This window comes from Mesorhizobium sp. C416B, from assembly GCF_030323165.1.
GTDB lineage: Bacteria > Pseudomonadota > Alphaproteobacteria > Rhizobiales > Rhizobiaceae > Mesorhizobium.
On record NZ_CP100471.1, the window covers coordinates 601,344 to 621,791 of the forward strand.

Sequence of the window (20,448 nt, forward strand, 5' to 3'; positions counted from 1 at the left end):
AGGTCGGCTCAGGCGCGCGGTCGAAGCAATCTTTTGACTTCACCGGCAAGCGCAAGCGGGTCGAACGGCTTGGCGATAACCCCTACCGCCCCCATCGCCAAGTAGCGTTCGACCTCATGCGTCTGGGTGCGCGCGGTGATGAACACCACGGGTATCGAAGCCGTCGCCCCAGACTCGGCCAGGCGCCGCAGCGTCTCTGGTCCGTCCATGTCCGGCATCATCACGTCGAGCAGAATAAGGTGGGGTCGCCATTCGGCGGCATCGGCGAGCGCCTGCGCGCCGGACGGGCAGGACAGCACCTCGAACTCCGGCTCGAGTTCCAGCGACATCTGGGCGATTTCGCGGATATCGTCCTCGTCATCCACATAGAGAATCCTTGCGGGCATGAGCGTCACTCCTTGGGGTGCGCGGCAGGTTGGGTGCGGGACGAAACCAACATGCTCCTGACCAGCTTTGCCACATCGATTTCCGACGCCCTGGTCTTGGTCAGGATAGCCTGCACGCGATCACCTAGTTTCTGGTCTAGCTCCGCCGCCGAAAACACGATTACCCCAGTCTCGAGCGGCAGATCGGCCAGCAGGTCCAACCCCGATCCGTCGGGGAGTGCAATATCCAGGATCACCAGATCGAAGCGATGCCGGCCGATCGCCTCCCGGGCGTCCTTGAGGGTCTTCGCAGAACTGATTGAGACACCCGAACCCAACCCCTCCGACATCACCGCAAGCACGCCCTCGTCGTCCTCGACATGCAGAATCTTCGGCCTCTGCTCGGTCCTGCCAGCAAGGATCTTGGCAAGGGCGGCGTGAAGCCGCTTTGAATCCACCGGCTTCTCCAGCCAGTCGACAATACCGACGGCGCTGCCGTTCAGCGATCCCCTGGCCTCATCGGCAACGGCGGAGATGACGATGACCGCGATGTCGGAATTGACCGGCGATGCCCTAATGTCGTGGAAGAGCTTGATACCGGATTCCCCCGCCAGCTTGATGTCGAGGGTCAAGGCCACGTATTCGCGGGACCTCAGAAGCGCCGTTGCCGTGGCGATATCGGGTGCGATGTCGCTGGAAAAGCCCTCCGCATCCAAGAGTGCCGCAATCACGGCGGCGACGTCGGATTCGTCTTCACAGATCAGAACCCGTAGGCGGCCATCGGGCTTCCGCGTCAGGTGCGGTGGCGGATACGGCCTTGGGTGGTGCCTGCGTGCTTCTGCAAGGTCGAGGTGGAACGAGGTTCCCTTGCCTTCCTCGGTTTCGAACGAAATGGCTCCGCCCAGTTTTTCGGTGATGGCCTTGACGATGCTCAACCCCAGGCCGGTGCCGCCTACCTTACGGGTGCTGGAAGCGTCCGCCTGCTCGAATTTTCCGAATATACGGCCGCGGAAAGCCTCCGGGATGCCAGTGCCCTGATCCATGACGGAAATACGCAGCATGTCGCCGTCACGACGCTGGAATTTCACCGTGACGGTGCCATCAGCATGCGAGAACTTGATCGCGTTCGACAGAAGGTTCGCCATCACCTGATGCAGGCGATCCGGATCGATGTTGGCCTCAGCGCGTGGGGCATCGTCGATCAGAACGATCTTGATCCGGCTGTCAGCCATGTAGTTGGAGCTGGCGGCAATGGCCTGCTCTAGCACCTGACGGACAGACATCTGCTTGATCTTGAAGGTGATCACGCCCGATTCGATCTTCTCGATATCCAGAATGTCGTTGATGAGGAGAACCAGCCTTTCGCTATTGGTGTGGGCGATGTTGACGAGATTCGCGGCCTTCGGCGGCAGTTCGCCGGCAATACCGGCCGCGATCAGGCCAAGCGAGCCGCGGATGGAGGTCAACGGGGTGCGCAATTCGTGGCTGACCGTGGAAATGAAATCGTTCTTGAGCTGGGCGGTGCGCTTCTGCTCGGTGATGTCGCGATTGTAGGTGATGACGCCAACGATGTTGCCCGCCTCGTCGCGGAAGGGGGCCTTGAGCGTGTAGAGCCAACCTTGCCGGCCGTCCGGGAAAAGCGCCGGCTGGTCAATCCGCAACGTCTGCCCGGCCTCCAGCGCGCCCATCTCATCTTGCCGGAAGCGCTCGGCTACATCCCTGGGGTAGAAATCGAAATCCGTCTTGCCGATCAGATCGTCGACCGAAGCGGCGCGAACCATTTCGGCGGTGGCGGGGTTGGCGGCGATGAAGCGGCCGTCGACATCCTTTATATTCAGGCAATCCGGCAGTTCGCGAACCATGGCCCGGTAGGTCATGTTGGACATCAAGAGCTCCCGCCGGCGCTGCTGCCGGTCGAGCAGGACGCCGATGATGATTGTGCTTAGGAAGCGGAACACGAGGGACGGGAACGTGCTCTGCTGCACAAGACCGGTGAGCGCTTGCGCTGGGATGACCAGGAGCGTGATAAGCCCGGCGAGAGCGACCGTTACGCTAAGACCGAATATGTCGTACATGGTGCGCGATCGGGCCGCGACCATGTGGTGCCACGCGATGCCGACGATTGCGGTGATGAGGATACCCATGACACCAGCACCTGCACCCTGCCCGCCGAGATGGGCGCGATAGACAATGGAGCCGGCCGTGGCGATGAGCATTGCCGGCCATCCGCCGAAGAACGCGGCCGCAGCAATGAAGGCGGCGCGCAGATCGACGACGAAGCCGGAGACGGACAGGGCCGTCGCCATGGAGATGACCGCGCCAACGCACATGACCAAGCCGAGAAGCAGCGACTGCATCCGCCGCGAGAGACGCCCGGTGAAATCCGCCACAAGGTCCCAGGCGACCACGAGAATGGAGACCAGGGCAAGGTTGGCGAGGAGTGAATGCCAGATGTCGGTCATCACTTCGGCTCCTTTTCCCGACAAATACCGGCAAAACCTATCCGAGATCTAAAGAAATTGCAGACGGTCGGTGGCACTGCGACCCTGCGATCAGGGCAGCACGGTGGTAGCGCCTTGATTGCTTGCGCTTCTCAACCAGTCAGTCAGAAGGGTCAAGGGCGATGTCCTGCGCAGTCGCCCCTACTGCATTGTTCTGCTCTAACTGCTGCCGGACAGAGGCGAAGTTGCATTATGGCCGACGTGACGCGCGCATAGCGGACGGTCGCTTAAGGCCGAACATAGGTATCAGCTTATCGCCATTGTACATCGAGGTTTAGGCTTGGCCCATCATGTCACAACGGGCGGTGGCGGGCCCAAATGTTACGCTGGACCGCGCCGGATAAGTTACGTCGCCTGGGGGTATACCCTGAAGTGCGACCTATGAGACCCTGCAGTGTGCTCAGATGACTGGCAGCTTCACGCTCTCCAACTTCAAAAAGCCGACGTTCAACGATGATCTACATCAGCTAGTAAGCTGCAGAGCAACTCACCACTTGACCCGCTAATCCCAGTGAGCCAGTCAGCGCATGACTGCCACCCAAGTTTTGAGGCCTGTGCGGGGCGACGGCTTCGCCGAACACCGAGAACCTGTCGTCGGCTCAGTTGATCGCGCCGCCTATGGGCGGAGGTGAGTTTCGCCTCTACGGGGGCGATGAGGCGCTACGCTGCCCCTTGGGCGACCCTCACTATCCTGCAAGAAGTGATTCTGTAATCGACTCCCACTCTGCGTCTAGCTTGTCAGTTGCCACAGGCTGCCCGGCGCGGCGGTACCAGTAGGCTGCATTAGAAAGGTCGCCTTCTTTGCGGTGCAGATAGGCATGAACCCATACAGAGGCCGGATCAGATTCGTTGGCCTGCACACACTCATGCGCCCGCTCCCAATCGCCCTGTCTATCCCACCATAGAGCGTGGAGCGCCATCCCAAGATTCGCCGGGGGCTCTACTCCCTGAAGGGTCGCACGGAACTCGTCGATGTCCATAGTTACCTCGCCTCTGGCTACGCCGGTCCTGTCCATGTCCCGCAGATCGTGACCATTCAAGTGGAGGAGATCGAAGGCGACGAAGTACAGCTCATGCTGGCGGCGGATTATGGCCTTGTCGCAGCGCCTGATAGTCCGAAAGGCCGGCTTGGTTGAGAATGACTATTTCGCCGTCGATGATGGCATTCTCGACGCCAAGGCGTTTGCCGTCTGTCGGCAGCGGGAAGCCATCCACACCGAGCGCTGCGACGGACGAACTTTTCCATTTACGCGTCAGTTCAATAACAAACACTTGTTCAGAATCGGACGAGCCATCCTGGATGAGCAGTACGGAGGCTGGTTGAATGGCTAACTTGTCATGCCACCTTAGTCAGGCGAACCCTCCGGGGAACCTCCCATGAGATAGCCTCTGCTTCAGGTCGTTGGCATTCAGGATGGCTGCCAGCTCTTCGGCATACTCCATGTCGGGAAGGTCGATAGATGGGTGGCCCGCTACAATAGCCGGCAGCCCGGTGAACACGTCGAACACCGTCCACGTCCCATCTAGTTCCCGCCTTACCTCGTACCGCAGAGTTGCCATGAGGGGATCATATAGGTCCGCGTTAGGGGTTGGGAATATTTGGTCCACGGTGACGCGGGGCCGCCTGAAAGCACCGAGACAGTCGTCGCTTAGTAACGCGCCCGCCCACCCGACATGTCGAATACCGCGCCGGTATTGAAGTTGCTGGCGTCCGAGCACAGCCAGGCCACCATGTGGGCAACTTCTTCGACCCGGCCGAGCCGGTTCATTGGACTATCGGCGATCATTGTCTCGACAGCTGCGACCCCGAGGTTTCGGATCATGTCCGTATCGATTGGCCCAGGAGCGACGCAGTTCACGCGTATGTTTGTATTGGCGACCTCACGCCCAAGCGCCTTTGTGAAGACTACGATACCTGCGCTGGAGGCTGAATAGGCGGCAAGGTTGGCAAGTCCTTCCTTGCCCGCCAAAGAGCCCATATTGACAATGCGGCCAACACCCCATTTTCGCATGTGGGGCAAAACCAACTGCGTCACTTGCATCGTGCCGATCAGATTGGTTTCGATGATGCTTCGCCAGTCTGCAGGTTCGTGTTGGTCAAACGGGTGAAGGGTTCCTAGATAACCGGCGTTGTTAACCAGAACGTCTATACGCTGGCCACGACCGACGATCATGTTGATCGCATGGGTTACCTGATCGCGGCTGGTAATATCGACCTTCGTAGACACCACACCCTTCAGTTCGATCTGATCTCGATCCCACACGTGCACTGCAGCACCCGACGCTACAAGGCGCTCTACGATTGCCTTGCCGATACTCTTTGCTCCGCCGGTTACGACGGCTGTCTTGCCAATGAGGTCATATGATACCGGCACAAAGCCCCCGTTCATGCGTGTTCACACGGGCTAAGTTTAACAGCATCGCATATTTTCGCCAGCGGCCAGACCGGTGTCACCAGGTCTTGGCAGCGCCGGAGCCAGCTATGACCTGGTCGGCAGCGAGCTCCAGATCGTACACCGACGATGTTGTTCTTTGTCCCGCTCTCCTGCGGCGACACGCCATTGCCCAGTTTGAAAGAACCAAAGAGACAATCAGGACAGGCCGGCGATATTTCCATGAGGGGCTTTCGCCATTAGTTAGCGCTTCGCGGTCAGAGAGCCGCCTGCATGTTGGGCAGAGATGCTTTAGCACCTAATACAATCGTGCCAGCCGCGATGCCTATCCCCATTTGCATTGGCGTCTCCCCCGATGGGCTCTGGCTAGAAGCATTCCAAACCGATCAGGACATCCGCGCGTATTGGAGAGGCTATGCCCTTGCGGGCGTGGTGTGCGCCGTTTTGCTGATCATCGAGCTTGTGGCAATTCACCTGCTGCCCTGAGGTAGCAGCGCTGTCTTGATGGCGCTATCGCTGCAGCGGTCGGACGGCTCTAGTGCGCCTTCTCCGCCTCCATCGTTGAGCGGTTAATTTCAGCTCGAGCGGGCTGGACGAGGGAAGCTCGGGCGCATGACCGTGGTGCCTACATTCGTCGTGACCAGGCGCCCACCTCATATCGGCCGACCACCACGCTTCCGCTTGCATAAGCCTCGGCGCGAATTCGATCTTGCAGCGTTTCGGGACCGAGTTCTGAAGCTGCGATAACGCCCATCTGCTCCATGACCGGAGCCATGGTCGCTGCGAGATCGGAGATCAGATCAATGCCGCTCATACTGTCTGATCCACCTCCGGCGAGAGCACTTACCGCCATGCTAGGGGCCGGCAGCCCGGCTTTTACGAAGGTCGCATGGAGCTGCAGGCCCATGTTGGGGTTGGTCCCTACACGACGAAATGTCTCCACAATGCACCGAAAGCAGTTGTCGTACGTTGGGACGGAGGGAAACGAGGCAGCGCCAGTCCAGTCGACTTCGTGGAATACCATCACGCCCCCGGGACCAAGATGCCGCGCAACCCCTCTCAACATCTCGACCGGATCGGGCGCGAACATTAGGACGTATCGGCCAACAACAGCGTCGAACGCTATATCGAAAGTGAAGGTGGCAGGATCACACTGGTGGAAGATTACATTCTCCAAACCACGTTGCGCGGCTCTCGCCCGAGCAGCGTCAAGAGCCTCCGCCGACCTGTCAGAGCCGATAACAAGACCTGTGGGTCCGACAATATCAGCCGCGAGAAAGGCGACATCGCCAGCGCCGCTCCCCACGTCAAGGACATGCATTCCCGCTCGAAGGCCAGCTCGCCGCAGGTAATCCCGGGTCATCGGGTCAACCAATGCCGCCTGCGTCGCCAGCCTTCTCAGTTCTCTTTCCGAATGTCCCAACTCGTATTCGTGCTGACGTTCGCTTGTCATACTGGCGTGCCCCCGCACAACCGCTACTGCTTCGTGAATTGAAGAAAGGTTAGGGTGCGCGGATGAGGACATCAAGAGCGGAAGGCTTGTCCAACTCCTCCCTGGTTGGAAGATCAGCGTCGGGGCGCAGGAGAGTGCCGTGTGGGTCGCTTATCCTTCCCGCGCCTACCTGCCGCTGAAGACGCGGAAATTTCTTTAAAAAGCAGATAATCCCGGAGGGTTCGAACTCTTGATCCTCTACCACCTTCGAGGTCCTAACCATTCTCCGATCCCTTCATGGCTTCCCGGAAGCCGGGCGTTTGCGGGATGTGCGGCCGAAAGCTGGGGAGAGCGGACACAACGTTCCCGCCCAAACTGCTCTCCGAATGCCCATCTTTCTCCGAAGCTGGGGAGTACCTCCCAAAATCCCTAGATTCACAACAGCAATATCAATGCTTTACCGCCAGCCTTGCTCCGGTCAGTTCTGCGGTTCCCTATCTCTGATCAGCGGCGCAGGCCAATACGCAGTCGGGGTAGCCACTCCGGACATTTGCGCGCAGCGGCCAGCGCCCGATCGCTATCTTCTAATCGATGGACAGGTGGCCGCGTTCTGGGCATAGGCCTCGAAAGCGACCCCGGGATTAAAGGGGTGCCGACACTGTTCCGAAAACCGCCGGAACGTCTAATATGCCCAGATGCAGGGGACACGCATCGCTTTTGGTCCGTTCGTACTCGATCCCGACGTAGGGACGCTCCTGAAAGAGCAGATCCCGATCGTTGTTGGGCATCGTGGGCTGACGCTGCTTGCTGCGCTTACGGCCCGGCCCGGCGAGATCCTGACCAAGGCCGAACTGATGGACGCTGCCTGGCCGGGAACCGCCGTTGAGGAAGGCAACCTTACGGTCCAAATAGCGACACTGAGAAAGGCACTCGGTCCGGCTGACAACGGCGGCGAGTGGATCGCCACGGTGCCTCGCGTCGGCTACCGCTTCATCGGGACTGTCGAGCCGGTGGCGAGCGCATCCCGCAGACCGATACCAGGGTCCGGCAAGCCGTCGATTGCGGTCCTGCCTTTTGCCAATTTGAGCGGCGATCAGGACCAGCAGTATCTCAGCGATGGCATAACCGAGGACATAATTACGGAGCTGGCCAGGTTCCGCTCCCTCCTTGTCATCGCGCGGAATTCATCTTTTCAGTTTCGCTATCCGGCATTGGACATTGCCGAAGTCCATCGCAAACTCGGAGTTCGCTACCTCGTCGAAGGCAGCATACGAAAGCTCGGTGATCGCATTCGGATCACCACACAGTTGATTGACGCTACCACCGGTACCCACCTGTGGGCCCAACGGTACGACAGGGCCCTCGACGACGTCTTCGCATTGCAAGACGAGGTTGCGGCTCTCATCGCCTCGATGGTCGAAGGCCAAGCGGAGGCCGATTCGACGAGCAGGACCAGACGCAAGCCTCCGGCCGATTGGGATGCATACGACTGCTACCTGCAGGGGCGCGCACAGTTCTACCGGTATGAACTGGACATGGCCGAGCCCCTATTCGTCCGGTGTGTCGAGCTCGATGCGACGTTCGCTCAAGGCCACGCCTTCCTCGCGCAGGCGCTCGTCGGCAGATTTTGGTACGACCACGATCCGCGGACGCTACAGAACGCCTGGGACTCGGCACGAACGGCGCTCGCTCTCGACAGGAGCGATGGCGTCTGTCACCAGAGCATGGGCCTGGTGCTTACGCACATGCGCCAGCACAGCGACGCGGGAGTGCATTTCGAGCAAGCGCGCTCATTGAACCCGTTGGACGTGAACATAGCGGGGGACTACGCAAGCTGGCTCAACTACGGCGGCCGGGCCGAGAGCGCGCTGAACGTGCTCGAATCTGCGCTGCTGCGCGACCCGTTACCTCCAATATGGTTCTGGGAGGTGAAGGGCAGCTCCCTCTTCCTGCTAAGAAGGTACTCGGAGGCCGTCGGTTCGTATCAGAAGGCCGGCGACCAATTCTTCATTCATGCCTTTCTCGCAGCGGCGTACGCACATTTGGGCGAGACGCAGAAGGCGCGTGCTGAAGTTCAGGAAGCACTGATGAGGAAACATGACCTGACTATCCGGCTGATTTCACGTCTCCCGTTCGCCGACCAAGTCGACCTCGAGCTTTTCACGTCAGGCTTCAGAAAGGCCGGATTTCCCGCGTGAACGCACCTTCGGGAGCGCGCCGGTCAGGCCCGACAGCCGAATGCACCCCAACAGGTCATCGAACCCCCTTAACCGAGATCGAAGTCGAGGGCGTCGGCACGCATCGGCTTCCGGGCTAGCATTCCGCGCGTCTCGTCTTCTGGACTCTTCGTTGAAACAGTCGCATCCTCTCTGCGGGGAAGAGGGCGTGGACAAATACCGATACGACAATCGATCTGATCGCTGGCGAAAGCGAACCGGTGCCAAGCATAGCCGTGCGCACCGATGGGCGAATGTGCCGCGGCGCCTGATTTTGGTGACTGCGGTAGCGGCTGGCGCTCTGGTCGCGCAAACCGCCATCCAGCACAGCGAAAGTTTGCCAGAGATCAATGCATCGAATTGGTTCGGCTCGAAGCCGGCGCCGATCGCCGGTGTCGCGTCTGTGATCGACGGCGACACGATCGAGATCCACGGACAGCGCATCCGCTTCAACGGCATCGATGCGCCCGAGAGTAAGCAATATTGCGAAGACGCTAAGGGCTTCGAATACGCCTGCGGGCGCCATGCTGCCCAAGCCTTGGACGAGTTCCTGGCTGCATCGCGTCCGTTGCATTGCAGCTTTGTTAACCGAGACCGGTACGGCCGGCTTGTTGGGGATTGCGATCGCGCCGACGGTCGCAACGTCCAGAGCTGGCTTGTCGAGCGGGGCTTGGCACTAGATTGGCCGCGCTACAGCCACGGAGCCCACGCAAGACAGCAGGCGAAGGCCCAGGCGGCGAAGGTCGGTCTGTGGGCTGGAGCGTTTCAGGCGCCATGGGATTGGCGCGCAGAGCATGCGAACGGCACCACCAGGCCGTCAGCAAAACAACCACTCGGTATCATGCGTAGTGGGCAGGTGGCGCAGAGCTATTCTTGTCAGCCACGGCGAACCTGTCCCCAGATCAGCTCATGCAACGAGGCGAACTGGTATTTGGCCAACTGCTCTTGGGGCGGCAAGCTCGACCGCGACAAGGACGGCATTCCTTGCGAGAGCCTTTGCTAAGTCCGCAGTGAGAGGGACATGGCATGATCGTCGTCGACTTTGCCCTTTTTGCCTCCACGGCGCACACCAAGGGGAACTCTGTGGTCGCCCAGAGCCTTCCGCAAGGCTACTGGCGAAGGCAATCAATCGGTCACCGCCGCCAAGATACGCGGCGTCTGGCGCCGCAGCGACGAGTATAGGAGAATTCCGACCTTGGCCCGCTCAGCGTGCCTGAACTCCTGCGCAACTGAGGCAGAGCGATGTGCGGACGTTACACCAAATATCTGTCGTGGTCGGAAATCCACCGGCTCTACCGCCTGACTGCGCCGGCGGAGACGGGCCGCAACGACGAGCCCCGGTACAACATCGCGCCGACTCAGGATGTCCCATTCGTCACTGCCGGTGAGGATGGCAACCACAGGCTCCGTGAAGGGCGCTGGTGGCTGGTCCCTTTCTGGGCAAAGGAAATGCCCAAGGCGGCTATGTTCAATGCGAGGATTGAGGGCATCGATACAGCGCCCGCCTTCCGCGACGCCTACAAGTCCAAGCGCTGCCTGATCCCTGCCGATGGCTTCTACGAGTGGACGATATCGCCAGCCGACGGCAAGAAAGACCCTTGGCACATCTACCAGCCAGGCCACGCGCCTTTCTCGTTCGCCGGGCTTTGGGCTTACAATTCCAATCTCGACATAACCAGCTGCACCATCATCACCGAGCCTGCCGCAGAACCGATGAAGCAGTTGCACGATCGACAGCCTCTCATTCTCGACCAGGCATATTATGACGCCTGGCTGGACCCGGAGACACCAAAGGACAGCCTCAAGGACATTCTCAGCCACGACATCGACGGTCAGCTGCAGTTCAACCGCGTTGGACGTGAGGTGAACACCAGCGCCGTCAACAAGTTTCCCAACGACCATCCCGGCCTCGTTGGGCCGATCAACCCGCTATGAGCAACGAACCGGGCCGGCTTGCCGAAGACATGACAGCGATTCCGCGCGGCCGAGAGCCGATCGAAAATCGCTTTGCGAGCATTCTGGCTGCGGCAAGCTCGGCGGGTTTGGCTTTTCGAGGCATAGACAGAAGTCACATTGGTTCTGTTGTTTGCGTCCCGGCGACGGCTATCGGTTTCTATAGGAGTTGACGTCCGACCATCTAGCGCCCCTGTTCGAGGCATGGCATCGAGAAGCTGTGAAACTCTTCAAAATGCCCCGGAAAGGTCCGGGCGAGATACCGCACCACTCTGGAATTATCCATCAACCGGTCGAAAAAGCGGTTGGCTGCGACAAGCTCCAGGCCCACCTGGCCATGACGTTCCGCGGCGCTGAGAACCGCAAGGCTTACCGCGCCGACATCGAGCACCATCGCGCCGCGCTGGTCTTCCGCCTGTGTGGTGATCGTTGAGAGATTAAAACCCTCGACCAGCAGGGCTTGCGGTGTCAGAGCGACGAGTAGTCTCGCGTAGGTGATCCTGACCCGGTCCATCGCCACCATCAGCCGGGCAATCTCCAATTGCCTGGCTGGCAGCACCTTCTGGAGCAACCCGAAGATTTTTGTTTTTACCGGCGCGTCCCGAAGCAGGTCGAGGACATCAGGGCAAATTCCGTTAACGGCTTTCCGGTTCTCGCCTGTCTCGGAAGCGGGTTTTCCGGGAGAGCAGAACATTTGCGGCTCGCGGGTCGCGCCACGCAACCTATGTGCCAGTAGGCTTGGCATTGTCCTGAAGCCCTCGGACACCAGCGTGGCGCAGAATTGCTTGTCGCGCATCATCAGGTGGAGCGCCGCTACTATCCGGTCCAGGCTCTGTTCAGACTTTGCCGCTTGCGTTACGAAATCGCGCATGCGTTTGCATTCCGTATCGTAGGTCGCCAAAAATTCGTGTGAACGAAGCCTCTTCTTGGACCCTAATGCGCCAGCAACAATATTGCTCGCATGTCTGTCGCCACCGTTTTCCAACGCACGGTAGGCGGCGCCCTTGGCTAAGCGCTTGACTACCAAGCCACGCCTCCGACAGGCTCTCGCTCTGCCAACCTGATAATGGGGTCGAGCGTGGGAAAAATATAGCTGTCCAGCGGTATCCCATTGATGGCATGCAGTTCCGATTTACCCGCGATCTCGTGGGCAGGCGCAATCAAATAGTCCCGAATGGTCAGGTCGCCGGGATTCATACGGATCAGGACGAAAATGTCGGGTAGTGGCCGTTTATCGGCCTTGGAAAACCAGCGAGGATAGCCGAAGCCGGAAACCCTGCATCGGCCCATTGTAATCGCCACCGTGATCTCCTCGTTTATCCGCAGGAGGTCCATCGCCATGTCATGGGCAGCAACCCCGCCCTGCTTATCAATCGCGCCCACAAGATCCCGGATAATCTGCAGCCTCATTGATTCCAGGTGCCGGTTCACGCCGATGAAGCGGTAGTTCTTGGATGGCTCGTATCCGATCAGTTCATATGCTTTGACAATGGTTCCAAAACGCCACTGGTAGCGTTGGGCCGGCGGGCACCCGGGATCCGCGTCGATCATGGCCAACGACAAGGCGCCACGGCGAGCCAGAAGCGCCCTAAGGGCGGCCAGCATCTCGTCGTTGGTCATGTGGCGATAGATGGTCTTGAGCACGATCTGCGCCCGATCGAACAGTTTGCTGTCGACGATCGGCTCCAGGACGTTTTCCACCCGCACCCACTGTTCGGGGGGATTGCGGACTTGATGGCTTCTTAGCCGGGCCGAATGCTTGTTCCAGACGCTGTTGCCAATGTAATTTTCGTTGGTCAGCACCGAGTGCACGGATTCCCGCGTCCATGGTCGCCCCAAATCGCTGAGCACGCCGCGCTTGTTGAGCAGTCTTGCCATCTCCAGCTCTGTCTTGCGTGTTCTGACAAAGTGACTGAAGATCCACTTCACTGTCGCAATCTCGTCAGGCGGGCCGAGCACCAGAACTATTCTATCCGCCTGCTGGCTCTTGTATTCGTAGGATGAAAGGATGCCTTTTGAGCGGCCGTGTTGATCGACAAGCAAGCGCCGCAGGCCAAAGCCGGCCTTCCCGCCCTGCCGGAAGCCCAGCCGGATCAACCTCGCCTGGCCGATGAAGACTTTTTGCGAGAGCATTCTGCTCTGCTCGGCAGCCATGCTCCGTTTGATTGCTTTGAGGACGTCTGAGCCGATGCTGCCGTCATTTGCGAATTGCTCGGCGCAAAATTCGATACGCACGCCGGCCATCTGGCATCGGTATTCGTAGGCTGCGCTTTCATCAATGTTCTGAAAACGCCCCCAACGGCTTACATCTAGACCACAACCGTCTCAAAATCGGCTCGCCCACTTTCGACATCGGCCAACAGCTTCTGAAGACCGGGGCGCCCTCCAAGGTTTAAACCGCTGCGACCGAGGTCCTCGTAAGTGGCGACAATGTCGTAAGCCATGATATCGGCATAGTCGCGAATGGCATCCGCTTGGTTGTCGATCGAGTAGGTCTGGTGTTCCGTCGACATGCGCACGTACTGCGCGGCGCGAACTCTAGGCACAGTCTGGTTCCCGCCATCTATCTTTGGCACTTTCCCCACACTCTCGACCGTTGCCCAGGCAATGTCTGCCTGGGGCATGCCCAACCTACTAGGCAGCTTCCTACCGTCCCATTAGGAATACCTCGACAGTTTGTGTCGAATGGCTCGATGTCTGATCGAGCCTCGAAGCCGCTCCTTGGGGGAACCGACCCGTGCGTCACTATATCGGACTGATCCACAAGCAAGCGGACAGCGACTTCGGCGTATCCTTTCCCGATTTTCCGAACGTGGTCACCGCCGGCACCAGCCTGGACGACGCCCGCGCCCTGGCCGAAGAGGCCCTGGCCTTCCATCTCGAAGGCCTTGTCGAGGATGGCGAAGCCATTCCCGAGCCATCATCCCTGGAAGATGTCATGTCGAACAATGACAATCTCAGCCGGGTCGCCGTCCTGGTAGCACTCAAAGCCGAGACCACAAAGGTGGTGCGCGTCAACGTCACCATTCCCGAAGATGTCCTCGACCAGATAGATTGATATGAGGAACGCCATGGCTATAGCCGGTCCGGATTCCTGACCGCCGCCGCGAAAAAGGCGATGCGCGACGAGCCAGCCTAGCTGCTCCTCAACGGATTCAAACCGAGGCGCTACCGACCTGTTCGCGCAAGCCGTTTCCAGTTTGGCAACCATTGTCTTCAAGGCCCGAGAAACCACGTCTCATTTCGTGAGCGGGCGTGCCGCCGTTTGGCCGCATTGCGCCAGCAACTGGCAACCATTCGCCCCGATCCGCGTTTGGGGCTCCAAAGGAGTTCCAAGATGATGATCAGACAAACCATTGCCGCCGTGCTCATGACTGCAGCACTTGCAGGCTGCGCGACTCAGACCGAACAGCAGCAGAGGGCAACCACAGGCGCACTCATCGGCGGCGGTGTCGGCGCCCTCGCCGGCCAGGCACTGGGCGGCAACACCGAAAGCACGGTCGTGGGTGCCGCCGGCGGTGCCTTGCTCGGCGCTGTCATCGGCCAGTCGACCACGCCGCAGCGCCGCGGCGAACAGCTTTGCCGTTACCAGGACCGTCGCGGCCGGATCTACACGGCGCCTTGTGATGATCGCTATTACAACAACGACTATTGATCCAGCCTCCCTGGAAGTGCGGCTCTCTAACCTTTGCTGCCGCCATTCCAGGGACCCGGGATCCGTTCGGCGTTTCACAATATGAGACCCCGCTCGGTCCGACACCCTCTGCCTCATGAGCTTGCGCTTGGTGCTTGCAAGTATCCATTTCGCGGAAGCGACGTGAAGCGGTGGTTTTTGGCGCCAACAATCACATCGCATTGCGGCTGCTGAAAGTGCCGACAGCGACCACCTGAAGAACGGGGTGACGGTCACGCTGCCAAGCATCAAGGCGCCAAGCGCGCCTTGGCCAAGCGAACGGCTTGCGCTGCATGCACAAAATGTGGGATAATTTATTAGGTGGAGATTCTCGCTCACACCATCCAAAGGCCTCCTTCGGAGGCCTTTTTCATGTCATGGTGGCTGGCAACTGAGTGCCACAACGATTAGGTGGCAGTCCCTGCCTAGGCGAAGAGTAGCACTGCCGCCAAGGTCCTTCGACCGCTTTCACGTCGTAAGCTTGGAGAACAATCCCGATGCTCAACAGCATTGCGGGCTGGCTCGATGCTGCAACTGCAATTGCCATTGTTCGGCTCCTGATTGACCTCATGAACCTGTACCGCTCCGCTGCCGCCAAGAAGGCGTCGGACGGCAGGCGCGCGAGATCAAAGCCGATACGCAAGCGCCGTCCGCGTCGCCGCTGAACCGCGTCTTCCCAACCAACTCAAACTGTGACCGCGATGGTTTGGCCCACCAGCGCCCCGTGCACTCATCATATGGCGTCGACCGTATCCAGCTCGCGTGCCCTGCTCGGTGATGCGGTCGGCGCCGACGGGTAATGATGCGGGTGGCGTCGCGAAGGCAGCCAGCCGGCGCGCCGCGCGCCTAGTCGATTTCGTCGTTAGTGGCGTGTGTTGCAAGTCAAGCACTGTGAAGCACAGCATCCAGATCGGACCTGCTGCCGTGTCGAATGGAATAGGCGCGAGTGATTTCCGCACCAAAAAGAAAAATTTCCGCCGAGTAGTAAGCCCACAACAGGATGACGAGGAGCCCACCGGCGGCCCCATATGAGGCCGCGACGGCGCTGGAGCCTATATACCAACCGATAAGCGATTTGCCGAGGGTGAACAGGGCAGCGGTCACAATAGCGCCAATCCAGACATCCCGCCATTCCAGGGTTCGATCAGGCAAGACCTTGAAGATAGCGGCGAAAATGGCAGCGAGGAGGACAAAAGAAACGACCGCGTTGATAACGGCCAGGACAAGTGTCCCGAACGGCAACTGTGCGTTGATGAGGTTGCCTAGGGCCGTAATCGCCGCGCTCGCGACTAGAGAGACGAGCAACATGAAGCCAAGTGCGGTGACCAGTCCCAGACTTACCGCACGTGCGCGCACCAGGCGCGACAACGAACTGCCCTGCGCTTCGACCTTCCATATCATGTTCAAGGACTGCTGTATTTCGCCGAAGACCCCGGAAGCGCTCACAAGCAAGGTGATGATGCCAATCACCGCCGCCCAGGTGCCGCCGGATGGCTTTTCGGATGCGCTCTTCAGTGCGGTTTGCAGGATATTTGCGCTTTCTGTACCCATCATCCCTGTGATTTGAGCGGACAATGCCGCTTGGGCTGCCTCGTGACCGAATGCGAGACCCGCAATTGCAATCACGATGAGCAGAATTGGCGCCAACGATGTTGTGGCATAAAAAGCGATTGCCGCGCCATGGCTGAGAGCATTGTCGTTGACGAACCCAACGACGGCTTCTCGCACCATTGCCCATGCATTTGTGATCCCGCGATGCATTTTTCGCCCCAGTCGAATTGGCGTTCATTAGCAATGCACCAGCACACGTGATGTTCCGGTTGCGGGCTACTAACGCCCTCAGGGAGAGCAGGCAACGTCAGTGGTTATGCGCCGCGCTTGGCGCCCTACTCCGCCGGGGTCTTCTCGAGCACCGGCGCAATTTTCCGGCCAAAGCGCTGGACAATGAAGCGGCCCGCCTTCTGGCCGGGGACCTCGATCAGAGTGTAGGTGATCCAGGACAGCAACGTCACCGTCGGCAGCACAACGGCAACGACGATGGCGAAGCGCAGCGGCGCCGACAGTTCGTGGCCGAACTCACTGATGACGAACGCCGCGACGGGCTGCAGCACCAGCAGATGGATCAGGTAGATGCTGAAGGAAAGCTCGCCCATCAGGTGGAAGAACCGGTTGCTGAGCGTCACGGCGATCGCTCGCGCCAACATTCCCGCCCTTCCAGGCAGCATGCGGTAGAGAACCAGCGCAAAGAAGCCCGCCACCAGCGCTTCACGCACCAGAAGCTTGCCCAGCCCCTGGTCGCCGCCAAAGGGCAGCGCCGCCAAAAGCATGGCCAATGCCAGATAGAGGAACGGCCTCGGTCGGCTCTGATGCACGACTCCGGCCAGCAGCATCCCGCACAGGAATATCTGCATCTTCAGCGGCAGAAAGGACGGCATCGGAAAATGGATCGACAACAGCCGCATCGCAAACACGATGACGCAGCCGATCGCCGCGACCACAAGGGCGCTCCTGATCCAGTCCAGCCTGCGAACCAGCAGCATGACGGCCGGGAACACGGCATAGAACTGCATCTCCAGCCCCAGGCTCCAGTCAGGCAGCGGCGTGCGATAGGCGAGGTTCGGCACCAGCCCAAACAGGAACGTGAGATGAGCGACGATGTTTTTCAGGCTGCCGTCGAGGTAGCGTTCCGGCGCCTGGTGCGATCTGGAGAGGAAATCGTCGATGATGATCCTGCGATCGTAGAGATAGGGGCCAAGCGCCAGCGCCAGGAAAAGCATGACATAGAACAGCGGCGCGATCCTGAAATAGCGGCGCGTCCAGAATTTCAGCCAGGTTTCCGGTCTTTGCCAAGGCTCCTTTTCCTGGCGCAGCTGATAGTGGAACACCATCAGGAAGCCGGACAGCATGATGAACAGGTCGACGCCGAGATCCGGCTCGCCGACGATCGGAATTTGCCAGCCGGTCAAAAGCATGCAGTGCCCGACCAGCACCCAGATCGCCGCAAGCGCGCGAAGCCCGTCCAGGCATTCGATGCGCGACGACTTGATGATGCTGGTTTCGTAGCTAGCCATGTTGCACTGCAGCATGGCGCCTGAGCAGCGATTGTCAACCCGGTGAGCGATGACGAATTGCGGTTACGAGTGCTGGACCGACCCTCGTATCGCCGTGCTCCATAAGTGGGTTTGGGACGAGGCCACGTGGCCCTGAAGGCCGGGACGGTCAGCCGCGCCAAACGGCGACAATTGGGCGCACTGCTGCTCGACAGCTTGTGAGCCGTGTTTGGACGGCTCTCCGTTAGCGAGGGTCCTATTTGAGCGCTCTGCAGTTCCGGCGCATCCTGGGAATTGCCGGGCACGTCACGTCAATTGGCTGAAGGCGGTCTGGGCCTTCGAAACGCAGCGATCAGCGCGACCATTATCACGCTTTCTGGAAGGGACCGACCATCGCTGATCCAGGATCGTCAAGCTAGGTTTGGCGCTGAGACGTATCGGAAATTCGTTCGCGCACGGCATGCTCGGTCTTGTCTGCTGTGGACTTCGCGATGTCGCCGAGCTGATCGGCTATCGTGTCTGCTTCCATATCTTGCCGGCCAGCTTCCTGCTTGATGGTCTCATAGGCTTCGGCGGCGACCTGCTTGGCCTCATCGAGGCCCCTGTCGAGCAAAGTTTCGGCGGAATCGCGAAGCTTGTCGCCAAAGGCGCCTAGTTGCTCGTCCTCCGTTGCGGTATGGGGCAGCATTGCACCTATAGCGGCGCCGATGGCGAGACCGACGGCCGCTACGGCCAAGGGTTGATCCTCCAACAGATCTTGCGCGGAGCGGCTGGCTTTCGCCGCCATGTCCCCAGCCGTCGAGCTTGCATTGGCAGCGCTTCCCGTCAGACTCGCCGCAGCGGCTCTTGCGGTGCTCGATATGGTGTCGCCGGCGCTGGCAGCGCTCGAGGAGAGCGATTCCGCGGCATCGGAGAGCGTGCCGCCCAAGCCGCCGCGCTCCCCTGCTACATCATGTTGTCCCGGCGCTGAAGGCAATCGGTAGTCATCCGAACGTTGGGTGGTGTTTGAGGTACCGCTGCCGAACATCAGCCAGGCCAGACCTGCGCCCACCATGGTGACCGGCAAAGGATTGTCTCGGACCTGCGTTCTGAGATTGCTGAGCATGGCCGCGCTCTCCCCTCCCGAGAACAGCCCGGTGAACTCATCCAGCAATTGTCCAGGCGTCATCTTGCCTCGAATGGATTCGGCGGTCTCCATCACCCGAGCGCGAGCCGCCTCGGCCTCGCGTTCAAGTTCGGCTGCGGATTTCTCGTTCATCTCACCTGTTCCTTAATCGCGCTCGCGTCGCGCTTGAGCTGTCCCTGGGTCCGGTCGGGGGTAAGTTCCGAAGGCGCCATGCTGGCCGTCCCGGTCCGCAGCAGGATGACGCCGAGGACCGCCACGACCACACCGACCAGCAGGGAAGACCACCCCGCGCCAAGCCCTGCCCGCGTCAGTGCGATAATGAGCGCCTGCAGCAACACCAAGAGCGCGGCGAGCAGGCAAATCGCGCCGCCCAGCACTTCCGCGGCACCTGCTCCGGCTTTGGTAAGCTTTTCAGAGAGCTCGGCCCGAAACAGCCTCGCCTCGGTTTGCACCAGAGTGGTGACATTCTGGGCCAAATCGGTGACTAGCCCGGCAAGGCTGGGATTGTCCTGGTTATTCATCTGTCCTGCTCCGCGATCTGCGTGGCGCCATCATCGCCGACCACGCCAAAATCTTGTGGACGATCAGCGGACCAACCCTGTGGCTGATCGGTGTGTGATCTGAGGCCTCCCGGAGCGGCCTCAGAATCGGGCGTTGCCGGCGGAGAAGCCTTGATGAACCGCCCGAGAGCCAATCCGGCCAACACCGATCCCGCAAGCAGGACACCGGGATTTTGGCGGCCGAAGGACTGCACGTCATCAAGGACTTGGCTAAAGGGCTTCTGTTTCAAGGACGATGAAAGCCGCTCAAGGCCACTGGCAGCATCCAAAGCGAACTTCGATGCGTTCCTTTCATCGTTGCTGGCAAGGTGATCGCTGGCCGCTCGCAGTGCACCACCCAACGCCGCCAAGCTCGATCCGATGTCGCGCTGCGCCTCCTCCGCCTTGTCGGAGATGACCTGCGTGGCTTCAGATGCATAGTCGCCAGCCTTACGGGTCACCTCGTCCCGCGCGTCGTGAAGCAACTCGCTGGCACGCTCATTTTCCTGGCGAAGTCTTTCGGAGACGTCGCTTTTCGCCTTGTCGAATTCGGTGGGCTGTCCGCCCTGATCCTTCTCATGCTGCATGAGGCCACCTAGTGAAAACCGAGGAAGGAGAGGACCGCGAGCACGACGACGATAAGGCCGATAAGATAGATGACACTGTTCATGTGCACGTCCTCCGTAGCTTTCCAACTTCGACGAACCTGCGATGTTCCGTAAGTGAGAGCATTTATCTCAGCCGAAAGGCGGCCAGGCCGGTCGACAAGATTTGGCGGACGTTCATCCCATTGAGGACCGAGCCGCCGTCCTCCTGCAGCGAAATTGGCGCACCCTCTATGCCGCTCAGAACAGCCGATCGGACGAGTGGGAAAAGGCGGTAGCTGGAAATTTGCTAATGACCTGCTGGCCTCCTTTTCTGGGGTGGGATCGTGCGGGTTCGCCTGTACGCTCGAATTTCTGCTTTTGGGATTCCGCTGGGGCCAGCTCAAAGACCTATCTGACGCGCATTGCTGACCGGCAGCCTTGGGGCCGGGACCAGTAAGTCCGCTTGTGGCCAGTTAAGAACGACAGAGGCCGATCTCGACCCACATCAGCCATGCGGCAACATCCGGTTTCGCACAAGGCTAAGCCATGAGGGCAATGTCTTCAAAACGACGTGGTTGCATTATCGCTGTCCAGTAGGCCAAGCATGCTCGCA

Annotated in this window: 20 protein-coding genes and 1 pseudogene; 6 read left to right on the forward strand and 15 right to left on the reverse strand. The window is 59.8% G+C overall.

Going from position 1 to position 20,448, the window contains the following annotated elements; genetic code table 11:
• Positions 1–8: 8 nt before the first annotated feature.
• The 7 genes from NLY43_RS03080 to NLY43_RS03110 form a co-directional block, all read right to left on the reverse strand.
• Positions 9–386, reverse strand: a complete 378-nt coding sequence (locus tag NLY43_RS03080) for a response regulator (protein WP_023723445.1) — start codon at positions 384–386, stop codon at positions 9–11.
• Positions 387–391: 5 nt separating this feature from the next.
• Entirely contained in the window at positions 392–2,827 is a 2,436-nt protein-coding gene (locus tag NLY43_RS03085; RefSeq protein ID WP_023713665.1) for a hybrid sensor histidine kinase/response regulator, read from the reverse strand.
• 725 nt (positions 2,828–3,552) lie between these two features.
• Positions 3,553–3,846 (reverse strand): hypothetical protein, encoded by a 294-nt coding sequence (locus tag NLY43_RS03090; RefSeq protein WP_023723446.1) that lies wholly within the window; start codon positions 3,844–3,846, stop codon positions 3,553–3,555.
• A 91-nt stretch (positions 3,847–3,937) separates the two neighbouring features.
• The gene (locus NLY43_RS03095) at positions 3,938–4,138 is read right to left on the reverse strand and encodes a hypothetical protein (RefSeq protein WP_023713667.1); all 201 of its coding nucleotides are present in this window, start codon (positions 4,136–4,138) and stop codon (positions 3,938–3,940) included.
• 78 nt (positions 4,139–4,216) lie between these two features.
• Entirely contained in the window at positions 4,217–4,426 is a 210-nt protein-coding gene (locus tag NLY43_RS03100) for a hypothetical protein (RefSeq protein WP_023713668.1), read from the reverse strand.
• A gap of 89 nt (positions 4,427–4,515) precedes the next feature.
• Positions 4,516–5,256: an SDR family NAD(P)-dependent oxidoreductase gene (locus NLY43_RS03105; protein ID WP_023699925.1), complete on the reverse strand. Its 741-nt coding sequence runs from the start codon at positions 5,254–5,256 to the stop codon at positions 4,516–4,518.
• Between the two features lie 628 nt (positions 5,257–5,884).
• The gene (locus NLY43_RS03110; protein WP_023713670.1) at positions 5,885–6,712 is read right to left on the reverse strand and encodes a methyltransferase domain-containing protein; all 828 of its coding nucleotides are present in this window, start codon (positions 6,710–6,712) and stop codon (positions 5,885–5,887) included.
• Positions 6,713–7,386: 674 nt separating this feature from the next.
• Between NLY43_RS03110 and NLY43_RS03115 the strand changes: the two genes are divergently transcribed.
• From NLY43_RS03115 to NLY43_RS03125, 3 genes are all read left to right on the forward strand, one after another.
• A complete protein-coding gene (locus NLY43_RS03115) occupies positions 7,387–8,889 on the forward strand; it encodes a winged helix-turn-helix domain-containing tetratricopeptide repeat protein (protein ID WP_023713672.1) in 1,503 nt (500 codons plus the stop codon).
• A gap of 187 nt (positions 8,890–9,076) precedes the next feature.
• Entirely contained in the window at positions 9,077–9,910 is an 834-nt protein-coding gene (locus NLY43_RS03120; protein WP_245264071.1) for a thermonuclease family protein, read from the forward strand.
• A gap of 239 nt (positions 9,911–10,149) precedes the next feature.
• Complete coding sequence (locus NLY43_RS03125) at positions 10,150–10,842, forward strand: SOS response-associated peptidase (RefSeq protein WP_023713674.1); 693 nt, start codon at positions 10,150–10,152, stop codon at positions 10,840–10,842.
• 202 nt (positions 10,843–11,044) lie between these two features.
• On the opposite strand, the gene NLY43_RS03130 is transcribed toward NLY43_RS03125, so the two are convergent.
• The 3 genes from NLY43_RS03130 to NLY43_RS03140 all read right to left on the reverse strand — a co-directional run bounded on the left by NLY43_RS03130 (position 11,045) and on the right by NLY43_RS03140 (position 13,484).
• Positions 11,045–11,887, reverse strand: a complete 843-nt coding sequence (locus NLY43_RS03130; protein WP_050590316.1) for a plasmid partitioning protein RepB C-terminal domain-containing protein — start codon at positions 11,885–11,887, stop codon at positions 11,045–11,047.
• Positions 11,881–13,104, reverse strand: a complete 1,224-nt coding sequence (locus NLY43_RS03135; protein ID WP_023713675.1) for a recombinase family protein — start codon at positions 13,102–13,104, stop codon at positions 11,881–11,883. Before NLY43_RS03135 ends, NLY43_RS03130 begins: the two co-directional genes overlap by 7 nt.
• 65 nt (positions 13,105–13,169) lie before the next feature.
• Positions 13,170–13,484, reverse strand: coding sequence for a recombinase family protein (locus tag NLY43_RS03140; RefSeq protein WP_245264072.1), 315 nt, complete (start codon positions 13,482–13,484; stop codon positions 13,170–13,172).
• A 113-nt stretch (positions 13,485–13,597) separates the two neighbouring features.
• On the opposite strand from NLY43_RS03140, the pseudogene NLY43_RS03145 reads away from it, so the two are divergent.
• The 3 genes and pseudogenes from NLY43_RS03145 to NLY43_RS03155 form a co-directional block, all read left to right on the forward strand.
• Positions 13,598–13,915 (forward strand): annotated as a pseudogene (locus NLY43_RS03145) (type II toxin-antitoxin system HicB family antitoxin); the annotation flags it as partial.
• 282 nt (positions 13,916–14,197) lie between these two features.
• Positions 14,198–14,515 (forward strand): YMGG-like glycine zipper-containing protein, encoded by a 318-nt coding sequence (locus NLY43_RS03150; protein ID WP_023708438.1) that lies wholly within the window; start codon positions 14,198–14,200, stop codon positions 14,513–14,515.
• A gap of 515 nt (positions 14,516–15,030) precedes the next feature.
• Positions 15,031–15,198, forward strand: coding sequence for a hypothetical protein (locus tag NLY43_RS03155; protein ID WP_023713678.1), 168 nt, complete (start codon positions 15,031–15,033; stop codon positions 15,196–15,198).
• Positions 15,199–15,415: 217 nt separating this feature from the next.
• Here the strand turns inward: NLY43_RS03155 and NLY43_RS03160 are convergent, their stop codons facing one another.
• From NLY43_RS03160 to NLY43_RS03180, 5 genes are all read right to left on the reverse strand, one after another.
• Entirely contained in the window at positions 15,416–16,294 is an 879-nt protein-coding gene (locus NLY43_RS03160) for a YihY/virulence factor BrkB family protein (RefSeq protein ID WP_023713679.1), read from the reverse strand.
• Between the two features lie 125 nt (positions 16,295–16,419).
• Complete coding sequence (locus tag NLY43_RS03165; protein WP_023723473.1) at positions 16,420–17,604, reverse strand: acyltransferase family protein; 1,185 nt, start codon at positions 17,602–17,604, stop codon at positions 16,420–16,422.
• A 394-nt stretch (positions 17,605–17,998) separates the two neighbouring features.
• A complete protein-coding gene (locus NLY43_RS03170; protein ID WP_245269837.1) occupies positions 17,999–18,781 on the reverse strand; it encodes a hypothetical protein in 783 nt (260 codons plus the stop codon).
• Between the two features lie 56 nt (positions 18,782–18,837).
• A complete protein-coding gene (locus NLY43_RS03175; RefSeq protein WP_023693628.1) occupies positions 18,838–19,230 on the reverse strand; it encodes a phage holin family protein in 393 nt (130 codons plus the stop codon).
• Positions 19,227–19,835, reverse strand: a complete 609-nt coding sequence (locus tag NLY43_RS03180) for a hypothetical protein (RefSeq protein WP_023713683.1) — start codon at positions 19,833–19,835, stop codon at positions 19,227–19,229. The genes NLY43_RS03175 and NLY43_RS03180 overlap by 4 nt, the downstream gene beginning before the upstream one ends.
• Positions 19,836–20,448 lie beyond the last annotated feature (613 nt).